Annotated in this window: 9 protein-coding genes; 5 read left to right on the plus strand and 4 right to left on the minus strand. The window is 44.3% G+C overall.

All coding sequences use genetic code 11. From position 1 onward, the window contains the following. The first annotated feature begins 182 nt into the window (after positions 1-182). From LA360_RS17375 to LA360_RS17385, 3 genes are all read left to right on the plus strand, one after another. Positions 183-1496, plus strand: coding sequence for a DUF1266 domain-containing protein (locus tag LA360_RS17375; RefSeq protein ID WP_112481436.1), 1314 nt, complete (start codon positions 183-185; stop codon positions 1494-1496). 454 nt (positions 1497-1950) lie between these two features. After that, complete coding sequence (locus tag LA360_RS17380) at positions 1951-3330, plus strand: Tox-REase-5 domain-containing protein (protein ID WP_225537596.1); 1380 nt, start codon at positions 1951-1953, stop codon at positions 3328-3330. Positions 3331-3341: 11 nt separating this feature from the next. After that, positions 3342-4037, plus strand: a complete 696-nt coding sequence (locus LA360_RS17385) for a hypothetical protein (RefSeq protein WP_089774438.1) — start codon at positions 3342-3344, stop codon at positions 4035-4037. A 1052-nt stretch (positions 4038-5089) separates the two neighbouring features. Here LA360_RS17385 and tnpC read toward each other — a convergent pair. The 3 genes from tnpC to tnpA form a co-directional block, all read right to left on the minus strand. After that, a complete protein-coding gene (gene tnpC, locus LA360_RS17390) occupies positions 5090-6625 on the minus strand; it encodes an IS66 family transposase (RefSeq protein WP_112481437.1) in 1536 nt (511 codons plus the stop codon). Positions 6626-6689: 64 nt separating this feature from the next. Then, positions 6690-7043: an IS66 family insertion sequence element accessory protein TnpB gene (tnpB, locus tag LA360_RS17395; protein WP_166433513.1), complete on the minus strand. Its 354-nt coding sequence runs from the start codon at positions 7041-7043 to the stop codon at positions 6690-6692. Between the two features lie 14 nt (positions 7044-7057). After that, positions 7058-7453 carry an IS66 family insertion sequence element accessory protein TnpA gene (gene tnpA, locus LA360_RS17400; protein WP_057571583.1) on the minus strand — a complete coding sequence of 132 codons (396 nt, stop codon included), beginning with the start codon at positions 7451-7453 and terminating at the stop codon, positions 7058-7060. A 149-nt stretch (positions 7454-7602) separates the two neighbouring features. On the opposite strand from tnpA, the gene LA360_RS17405 reads away from it, so the two are divergent. Next, entirely contained in the window at positions 7603-9969 is a 2367-nt protein-coding gene (locus LA360_RS17405) for an RHS repeat-associated core domain-containing protein (protein ID WP_112481438.1), read from the plus strand. A gap of 12 nt (positions 9970-9981) precedes the next feature. Beyond that, entirely contained in the window at positions 9982-10341 is a 360-nt protein-coding gene (locus tag LA360_RS17410) for a hypothetical protein (RefSeq protein WP_170321181.1), read from the plus strand. A 910-nt stretch (positions 10342-11251) separates the two neighbouring features. Here the strand turns inward: LA360_RS17410 and LA360_RS17415 are convergent. Then, positions 11252-11437 carry a hypothetical protein gene (locus LA360_RS17415; protein WP_174517522.1) on the minus strand — a complete coding sequence of 62 codons (186 nt, stop codon included), beginning with the start codon at positions 11435-11437 and terminating at the stop codon, positions 11252-11254. Between the last annotated feature and the right edge of the window lie 138 nt (positions 11438-11575).

Below are 11575 nucleotides of genomic sequence, written 5' to 3' on the forward strand. Positions count from 1 at the left end.
ATGTCTGATGACAATTTATATATTCTAATCACGAAGAACCGTGAACAAGTAACCATTAACATAATAGGAGCGGTGTGGTACATCGCGACCGCCTGCCTTGCATCAGTATACAACAAACTGATAAGCAAATTAGGCGCAAATAGCAATAAAAGCATGAGTAAAAAAGCAGGGAGGCATACGGCATGTGGATTAAAAATAATATTACAGCTAAAATCATAAAGTTAACCTTACTCACAACTATTTGTATAGTATCTCTTTCTTTCTCTTCTCTGGCCAATACAAATTACTATGCCGGGGGTGAACCAGGGGTCCAGATGGGCATGCAGGTTGAAGGTCAATTAGCATACAGCCGGGGATCCAGATATTATGATGAGTTTAAACTATCAGACAATACTCTTTTAAAGAATCAGTGGCTGTGTTCGGTTTCCGATACTTACTTTAACGACTATGATATATCATGGTATTATTTTGACAAAAATGGCAGAACGCTAAAGAGGTGGCAGACAATTAATGGAAAGACATATTATTTAGACGATAGTATTGGACAGGCAGAATATGGATGGTTTAAATATAATGAAGATTGGTATTATTTTGAACCCAATACAGGAATTATGCAGACTTCCGGTACATATGAGAAAGATGGAATACTGTATAATATAGGTTCTGACGGAAAGGCACATTTTGCATCCGAGTATTCGGCTGAAGGTGGATGGAGGGAAGAAAATGAAAAATGGGTGTTCTACCGGGATGGAGGGAAGGTAAAGAATGATTGGATTTCTGATTTAGGCATATGGTATTATTTCGATTCCGACGGATATATGGTTGGTGACCAGATTTGCAGCATTGATGGAAATCTATATAGTTTTGCAGGAAATGGCCATATGGAAACCAACATTGAAAAATTCTATAATGGGGTCAATTATTACTTTGGTGAAGACGGGATTGGTGTGAGAAAAGCCCATAAATATGATAATATCTATCGCCATAATGAGGTTGTTCAATGGTTCAATGCTACATATGCAATCCTCACCAAATCAAATAATGGAGCATGTACCTATCTTGGGGGATATGCTAAAAATTCTTCTTTCGATTCATATGAGGGTGTATTAGAGTTACTCCAGAGAGATTGGGGGATAACGGACAGAGCCTCCGGGGAAAATGCAGTGGCCAATCTGCTCCTGTCCGCACAAAATGCGGATCATTCAACCAAAGCCTGGTACTATAGCCGCGCCATGCAGCTAAGCGCCTGGTTCTATCTTGTAGACTACTGCACGGAACAGGAAAGCCTAGACAGGCAGTTAGAGATTGCCAAGATGATACAGCCTGAATTTTCTTCATGGGATGACTTCAATCGCTCATACATGAATGGATACCAGAAATGGTCAAACAATGAAGAAAAAATAGAAAACCGGCAGTTTATTTATAATTACCTTAATAAATTGGATGACGGACCGTTTACTATCAGGTGGAGTGTTTCATTAACAAAGACCTGGTAACCATTGACTCCTTTGTCCTGCGTCACGCAGGAAGCGGAATCCAAACATGACCTGGCAGCTCACATGGTTTGCCAGGTCATGCCTGTATTTCAGGAGAAAAAGACTTTGAATTCGTCAAGGGAAGATGCTTGCGGGAGCCGTTTAGGCGGAGAATAGCTAATAGTGTCCAGGAGCCGGCAGACCGTCTGGACGGAAACACCGGTAAGTTCTGCGATCTGTTTTGTGGAAAAGGTCTGGCGAAGCTGGGAAACAATGTAGAATGCAAGCCTGCGGTGGTAGCTGGGCAGGAGAGAGTAGGATTCCGTTGAAACATTTGCTGCAGGAGGGGAAGAGATAGTGCCGTTAACGAAGAGCCAGTATTACCTGTTTACCCTATAAGGGGGTATCCTGTACCTCTTGAAAGCGGTAATCATGAATCCGTTTAGTTTTAGTCCCACAGTGGGGATAAGTGTTGATGGAGCTGAACATCAATGGTATAATGGATACGGCATACAGCTACGGGAATGAACGCCTGACCAATGAGCGTTTCACTGGCTGGACCGGCAACTATACCTATGACCCAAGGGGGAGTGTGACAGGTGTGACAGGAAGTGATGGATATATCTGGCAGTCGTACCGGTATAATGCCTTTGGAGATATCACGTTTGGCAAGCCGCAGTATAACAATGTCTACAGCTACAATGCGGAGAGCTTCAATCCCAATATGGATGCCCAGTATTTAAGGGCGAGATATTACAGCGTGAAGACAGCCGGGTTCATCAGTGAGGACAGCTACCTGGGAGATATCACAGACCCATTGACACTGAACCGATATAATTACGTTAAGGGAAGCCCTTTGAATTATATGGATCCGAGTGGACACTCTGGTTTAGATATCTTTACACCACCTAGCAAATATGTCCATACAGGTGATATACCGGTGGCAAATGACAGTAATGCATCCTATGACATAACAAAGAAGGCAAATACGGAAGCAGCCTGTTCAATCATCAACTCTTGTATAAATGATAATCAAGGCGCATTTATGGGGGTTACAGCAGGTGTAGCATTGGTTGTACTGACGGCACCTGCTTCAGCACCTGTCCTAGCCGTAATTGGGGCTGGGATGGCAGGTGGGGCTGTTGGTATGGTTATAGGAGGGGTTCTCGAAAAAGGAATCAGCAGTGCAGATATAGCCAGGACTCTAAAAACAAAATATAATATTGACGTCACAGAACGTCAGAATCTGGATTTGGATTCATTGCCATCCGAGGTCAAAGACTTATGCAGCCAATATGATAAGAACTTTGAAGATATGGAAGGTTATTTTAAGACAGGGTCAGTGCTCATGGGGCTGGGAGTGGCATTTTATAAGGCAGGATATTTCCTTGATTCCCTTCAAGCATCCATTGCAGAGAAATCAAAGAAGGCATATGAGAGCCTTAAAAGTTGGTTCAATAAAACATTTAAGGGGGAAAGTGGACCTGGAGTTTGGGAAAAGACTAATGAAGCGATGAGTGACGCATCCAGAAATTATCAAAAGTTTGTCACTGGTGCTGAAGATGGTATGGTTTATAAAGTAAATGATGTCAAATTTGATGGATTTAAAAACGGCATACTCATGGAAGCGAAAGGAAATTATTCACAGTTCGTAAATAAAACAACTGGAAAATTTCAAACTTGGTTTAATGGTAAAGAATCTTTAATAAGCCAAGCGAACCGGCAATTAAATGCGGCAAATGGCACTAAAATACAATGGTTCTTTAATGATGAGGTGTCATTAAATGCTGTAAAAGATCTGTTTAAAAATGAAGGTATAACAGATATCGAGTTAATACTTAAACCAATGCAATAAGGAGTTAAAATATGATTGATACATACACAATGATATTATGGGCCAAAGCTAACAATAACAAGATAGACACTCAAACAAAACAAGTATTTGATATATTATCTACTTTAAGTCAAGTGTCTTATCTTAGACCTAAATACCTAACAGCTAATAGAAAAAAGAATACCACAGAATTTGAATTAACTCTTGATAATGTGGAGAAACTGATTACTAAAAAACGAGATAAACAGTTTGAGGAATTGGGCTCAAAAATATCTTTTTTTACATCATTAAATGATGATGAATCTGTAGGTATTTCAATAAGTATAGGCGTTTCCAAAGCCAAGTTTCAAAATACTATAGTGTTAGATTTAAATTTTGATTATAAAGAACAAAGCGTAGAAAAATTTGATGAATTATCGGAGGTATTTAAAAAATTAGTGAGTGTATTTGCCCCTTTTTATGGCTGTATTACAAGTAGGAGTAATAGTAGTATGTTCGATACATATTATGATAAGATTAATAACTCTCCAACTTCAATTTTTGATATAAATTATTGGGGTGAAGATATTGTTAATGATTTACCAATTAGCGAAATACGAAAAAAGGTTTTTGAATGTATAGAGATTAATAGTGGGTATTACATTAGATTACAAAAGGAACCGATTAATATATCTAATATAAATCATATGAAATTACAAAAAGATATAAATTGTTTACTTGGATTTTAAAATGGAACAGGGTTGAGTTATATTTTTTAGCCATTCAAATTACTTGCCCGGCTTTGTCGGGTAATGTCCTCCGGCTGGGTGGCATCAAGCCACCCGGCCTTTAACCCGCACACTTTTCGACCCTGACAATTCCGCTTGATTTGGAGGAAAATCTTCCTGATACACATCGAGCCAGAAAGCCAAAATACCTGCCTCATGGTACATCTTTCCGAGGTGGGCCTTAAAGCTGGCACACGGGCGGTCACGGTGCGTTACAGGGGTAAGAGAATGGCGGGTAGAGATAGGGTATCGGTGTTCGGACGGAAAGCTGCTCTGTTTTTCAGTAAATAAATGATATTCGATGATTGAGCCTGACTGAATTAAAGGTTTTTCTTGCCAAAAGCCGGGAAATGCCTTAAAACCGTGGGTCTCAGCAGTATCTGCGCTGTCTGCTGGTATAAGTTTTTCTGGAAACCCGGAGAAAGTTATTCAAAAAACAAGGGCATCCAGCATAACAAATTCCGGCTTTTCCACCCAGCGAATTCCATGTTTTCAGCGATGCTTTAGAGATGCCGGGTGGCAGAATTCTGAAAACCACAAAAGCTGGGTGCCGCCAAGCCACCCATGAATAACGATTTTCATCCTTTTTCGACCCATTGAAATTCATTCGTCAGTAAGATTTCAGTAAAAAAAACGCAAGGGAATTGAAATTGACACTTCGGATAGTTCCATGGTACAATGGCGCACACCCGGGGGTTTAAGGGGGTAAAAACACACCGTTTTCTATGCCCTGGAAACACAGATATTGCAGAAAGAAGAACAGAAAAAAAGAACACTGCCGATGAGGGTATGAAAAAAAGTCTGTAAATTGAAATCTTCTATGATAGGTTAATGAGAAAGGTAGGTGGCTGTCGTGACCACCTACCTTTACTATACGGATGCTTTTGGCTTCTGTCAAGATATTTTGGAAAGATCTATCAAATGTGGTACACTTCTGATATAAGATCGTAAGCGTCAAATAAGATGGTGGATAGAAAAATAACCACTAACCCTCTATACTAAAAGGGCAGTGGTTATCGGCAACGTTCCTGTACCATGGGATCCCATGGCAGATAGTCATCCAGATATTCCGGATTTTCGAGAAATCTACTCCCCGGCATATCTGCCAGGATATACTTGATGTATTTCATTGCATCCAGGCCGTTGGCTTTGGCTGTTTCTACCAGGGTGTAGATTCCCGCACTTGCGGCAGCACCCTTCGGACTTCCGGCAAACAGCCAGTTCTTCCGGCCGATCACAAAGGGGCGGATACAGTTCTCCGCAAGGGAATTGCTGATGGAGCAGTTTCCATCCCCAAGATAGTTGAAGAACTCCTGCCGGTTGTTCAGGGCATACTGGAAAGCGGTATGGAGCTTCGACTTTGGCAATTCCCCGGCAGAGCTTATCTCTGCCCACGACCAGAAAGCCTCGAGGAGCGGCTTCTCGCGGTCAAGTCGTTCTTTTTTCTTTTGTTCCGGGGGAAGGCCGTCCAGTTCCTTTTCTATCTCAAACAGTTTATTCAGACGAATGACTGCTTCCGCAGGTTTTGAGGCTTCCGGGCCATGGATGTCTTTTGGCAGCGCGTCCACAAAAGCGCGGCGCAGATGTGTGTAACACAGACATCTCGTAACCCCTTTCACCCCATTATACCCGGAATAAGCATCCGTATGGATATATCCGGTATAGCCTTTTAAAAATGTTTCCGGATATTTCCCACCCCTCCCCGGCTGGTACTCAAAATACCGGACCGGCCGTTTGCTGTCCCTGGTGCTGCAGTACACCCACATATAGGAATCCGAAGTGTTCTTCCTCCCTGGTTCCTTCAGCACCTGCACGTGGGTCTCGTCGATATGCAGATATCCCTGCTTTAGAAGTTCCCGTCTGAGATGGGAGACCACATGGGAAAGCCAGTCCCGGCAGACGGCCAGGAGCCAGTTTGACATCGTTGCCCTGCTTAAAGACAGCCCCATGGCTTCCCATTCCTTTTCCTGACGGTATAAGGGGATGCCCAGTTCAAACTTCTGATGGACAAGCCATGCGATCGTGGAAGCAGATGCAAGGGAGTGCATGACCGGAGGATGGGGCACCGGGGATTTCTCCATATAAGGCGTCCCGTTTTTGCGGCATGCCCTGCATTCATAGGTTTCCCGGTAATGGTCAACCACTTTGAGGCTGGCAGGGATGAACTGTACCTCGGTACGCACAAACTCCTCACCAACTTTTACCATGGTACCTCCGCATCTCTCACAGATCTGTTCACTTTCATCGATCGTGTGGAGCACTTTGCTGCGGGGAATGTCTTTTATCAGTTTTTCCCGCTGGCCGGCATATTTCCTTTTACGCAGATGTTTTTCGACCTCCACCAGATCCGGCTCATGGGCATCCGGCTCAGCACAGGATTCCATTTCATTAAAAAGAGACATCTGTCCCTCTATTTCAAGGGCAGACGTCTTCTCTGATTTTATTCCATAAAGTTTACGGGTAAGGAAATCAACCTGCTCCCTAAGGAGCCGGACCTGCTGTTCCAGTTCTTTGATCTGCTTTTGGTACTCCTGCTCTGTATCCTGCATGGGCTGAAAACCTTCCTGTTCTGATAAATTCATTATACCATAAAACAGCAGGATTTTCCAGCATTTACAAGGAATTCCCGGGGTTTTCAGGCTTCGGGGGAACCCAGCTGCGGACCGCTTTTGGCTGCTCCGGGTTCAGGCCCTCCAGCAGCCAGCGGAGCTGCTGGTGGGAGATCTGTCTGGCTTCTTCGCCCGTCCGCGGCCATTGGAGGCGGCCGTTTTCGTAGCGCTTATAGAACAGGCAGAAGCCGTCCCCTTCATAATGGACTGCCTTGATCCGGTCCGCCCGTTTCCCGCAGAAAAGGAACAGGGAATTGCTGTAAGGGTCAAGCTGAAAGCTGTACTGGATGATATCCACCAGACCGTCCAGCTGTTTTCTCATATCTGTGTACCCGGTGCGCAGATAGATCTTTTCCACCCGGGAGAGGTCACCTAACATGATCTCACCGCTTTCAGAATGGTCTCCAGCAACTCGCGGGGCGTATCTTCAAAGAGGTCAACAGTCACCGTACCGGCACGGAGTACTGCTGCAGGAGCGGCACAGGGATCCTGCCTGCCGTGAAGGGATACCTCCGTAAATTCCGGAGCCGCATCCGGAATCAACGCAGTCTGCTCCATGACCGGCCTGCATCCATGACTCTTTCGGGGCAGTTCTTCAAGCGCCAGTTTCCGGATCTTTGCGATCCAGTAGTAATAGCTTTTTAGGGAGATATGATGTTGTTCGCACCATGCCTGGTTTGTTAGACCGGAGGCTCTGCATTGCCGGATCACGTCCAGCCAGTACTGAAGTTTTACCTGTTTATCCGGAGTTAAAGCGGAAATGTCCATTGGTATTCTCCTTTATCTGGATTTAGAGTTTTGGGAGGGAACTCTAAAAACTCTAACCCCAAGTTTACAAGAGAACGCCAAATATTTCACTACACGTTCTTATTTGACGCTTACGGAAGGATGGCATCTGAGAAAAGAAAACATCATCTATGTGGGGATTGACCTGCATAATGAAACCCACACAGCGGTCATGCTGGAATACAAAGTTGGGAGAGATTACGTTTGGTAATAAACCATCGGAGTTTCCGAGGCAGGTAAGGAAGGTCAGCCGTTTTGTGACAGAAGATAAGACGGCAGTGTATGGTCTGGAAAACGCCTGCGGTTATGGCCGCGCCTTGGCTGTATGGTTGATTGAAAAAGGATTCCATGTAAAAGACGTAAATACTGCTTTGTCTTACGTCCAGAGAAAAAGTGTGCCGATGTATCAAAAAAGTGACAGTTATGATGCGGAAGCCGTGGCCTTGGTGCTGATTAATATGCTGGACAAACTGCCGGATGCGATACCGGATGATAAATATTGGACACTGGGCCAGTTGGTGAACCGAAGGGATAATATTTGTACCCATTTGCATAGACTGAAAAATCAATTCTTTACCGGTGAAGAGCCGGAAGCGGGGAAACTCGGTGCCGGCGTAAGCCAGGCATTGGCTGAGCGTCTCTTCAGTGAAGAAATCCTTGGAGGACTGGCGGAAGGTTTAGGAATCCAGGAGGAGACTGTAACAGCCCAGGAGGAGGCAGGAACAGACAGCAGTGATACGGCCAACGCTGACTCTGGGCAAACCATGACTGCGACACCAGGCAATGCAGCCCCGGGTGCCGTAAGCCCAGGCAATGCGGCTGCCAGCTATGCCGGAAAGAATGATAACGGCAATAACGGGAACGGTGGCAATGGGAACCATTATGGCTGGGAGAACGGAAACAATGGAAACGGAAACGGCAACAACGGAAATGGCAACGGCAACAGCAGCACCGGAGGAACCAATGACAATAATGGCAATGCTAACGGAAACACCAATAATACAGGCGGGAGCCAGAACCAGAGCGGCATCCTGTTCCCGGTGGCGGGCGAAGTATCCGAGCTGGAGCAGGAACTGATTGACATGATTAAGACCACCGGGAAACAGAAGAATTATGAGCTGGTGGAATATGTCAATGATGTGAACCGCGACCATGTGGAAGTGTTGATGGAGCTGAATATCAATGGTATAATGGATACGGCATACAGCTACGGGAATGAACGCCTGACCAATGAGCGCTTTACCGGCTGGACCGGTTACTATACCTATGACCCAAGGGGCAGCGTGACAGGTGTGACAGGAAGTGATGGATATATCTGGCAGTCGTACCGGTATAATGCCTTTGGTGACATTACATTTGGAAAGCCGCAGTATAACAATGTATACAGCTACAATGCGGAGAGCTTCAATCCCAATATGGATGCCCAGTATTTAAGGGCGAGATATTACAGCGTGAAGACAGCCGGATTCATCAGTGAGGACAGCTACCTTGGTGATATCACAGATCCGCTGACACTGAACCGGTATAATTATGTGAAGAGCAGTCCGTTAAATTATATAGATCCGAGCGGAAATCAAGCAATATCCAGTTATGCGGCCAACTATCAGGCTAATGATAGTGGAAATAATCCAATTCCGTCGTATGCAGCATCACATGACAGTTATGGGCGGGGTCTGCCGAAACAGACAAGCAGTGTTGGATTCAAGACCGCGGTAGAGAACGCAGTAAATCAGGTGATAGATAAGGGAAAGGAAATAAAGAATTATTGTGAGAACTGGGTAGTAGGTGCAAAAGTAACCTTCTATACCAAAGAGACTGAAATGACAAATATGTTCATGTTGATGTTCGGAGGTGATAATATAACATCCGATGCGGAGATGAACGCCCATATAGCTGAACTGATAAACAGTATAGATAATTTCGATTATGTGGCGTACCGTGACGGAACGATTGATGGAGAGATGCTGTATATTATACAGTATATGGTAGCAGCTAACAACGCGGACAAAATGTTAGGAGGTTTAGTAGCAGGAGGCGGTGGAGTAGCTACTGGAACAATTGTAACGCCAGAGGGTTATTTAGTAGAGGTAGAATTGTCTGGTGGATATGCCGGTGTAGCAGAGAATATCGGAAATATGGTAGCGGAAGGTGCATTGGCTGGTGTTCTTGCTATGAATGGACAAGGAGGACCGAATAAGGGGGAGTCTGACTCTAAAAAGAATAAAATACCTGATAATGATTCAACAACAGGACACATTTTTAGAGATGCAGAGGGGCATATTCCAGATACGCCAGAAAATAGAGCATTACTGGAAGAGGTTGCCAATGATTCTGCAAATTTCCGCGGAACCGACAAGTATGGAAATGAATGGTATACAAAGACTCAGAGCGATGGAAGCCAAGTATGGGTAGAATCAAGAAATGGAAATATTTTTGAGGGTGGAGTTAATAATACACCGAAACCGTGGAATCCAGATACAGGTCTGAAAAAGCCATGATAAGGAGAAAATATGAAAGAAATGCAATCGTTCTTAATGTTTTTCTATATTTTAGATCAGTGCTATGATCAATGCCCAGAAAATGACTTAGGAGGGTTCTTAGGGTCAATATCTCCTGAATTGTGGGAAGATGGTAAACCAATGGATGAAGCTGTGTATAATGATTGGAAAGATCGAAATGATGCATCCCTTCTTAATAGTCAAAATATTATAAACGCAGCAATTGATTTTTTACGATTTTACCAGACAAAATTTGGTTTTGATTTTTCAAAAACCCAAAGTATCCTTAAGAGCACAGTTGGTATTGAGATGCTTGAAAAAGCAGCTACTAAAACTGATTTGATGTATCAAAAGCATAGTTATGATGATTGAGTATTTATTCGCCCGGCTTTGCCGGGCGATGTCCTCAGAGGTTATGCGTTTTCCAGCATAACCTCTTTAACTTGCACACTTTTCGACCCTGGCCATATTGGCTGATTTGGGGAGAAATGCCTTTGTTTCATATTGGCCCTTCTCATTTTCAGCGGTAGTTTTAGAGGCGTCGGGTGGCAGAATACGGAACACTGGAAAAACTGGGTACCGCCGAGCCACCCACGTAAGACACGTTCGACCCTTTGAAATTCATGGCAAGTAAGTTTTCAGTAAGAAAAACGCAAGGGAATCGAAATTGACAGTCCCCCTGACGCTATGTTACAATGGCGCACACCCGGGGGTTTTAAGGGGGTGGAAACACACCAGAAAAATCTCAGCAAGACAGACACACCGGCCACTCCATGATGGATCTGAACGGTGTGTTTTCTTTCTGCTGTTATAGGCTGTTGATAAATTTCATAGCCCGGACGCCGTCTTTCACGCCGCAGACCTGTCATCCATTCTTCCTCTGTCATCCGCTTCATAATATTTTCAGCTTGTGCGGAAGTCGATACCACAATGGAACAAATAACCGTTCCATAGATGAAGCACCTTACACAAATCGAAAAATGGACCGGGAAAAGACTTGAATCTATCTGTCACCAGAGGTAACATACGACACACTTCCAGAGAGGTTTCTCTCCGGAAGGAATCACCTGTAAAGTTCGTAGGTTGTGGAAATGGGTAGGCTTATTCCCCCTTGCGATGGCCGTAGCCCTGGGCGTAAACCGGCACATAACGCTTATCAGCTGAGGTTGCCGGCAGATTTACAGTTACGGATGGAGACAGGAAAAGAAGGAAGGATGGCATCTGAGAAAAGAAAACATCATCTATGTGGGGATTGACCTGCATAAGGAAACCCACACAGCGGTCATGCAGCTTCCGCATCATAACTGTCACTTTTTTGATACATCGGCACACTTTTTCTCTGGGCGTAAGACAAAGCAGTATTTACGTCTTTTACATGGAATCCTTTTTCAATCAACCATACAGCCAAGGCGCGGCCATAACCGCAGGCGTTTTCCAGACCATACACTGCCGTCTTATCTTCTGTCACAAAACGGCTGACCTTCCTTACCTGCCTCGGAAACTCCGATGGTTTATTACCAAACGTAATCTCTCCCAACTTTGTATTCCTGGCCTTGGTGCTGATTAATATGCTGGACAAACTGCCAGATGCGATACCGGATGATAA

It is taken from the genome of Enterocloster clostridioformis (assembly GCF_020297485.1).
GTDB lineage: Bacteria > Bacillota > Clostridia > Lachnospirales > Lachnospiraceae > Enterocloster > Enterocloster clostridioformis.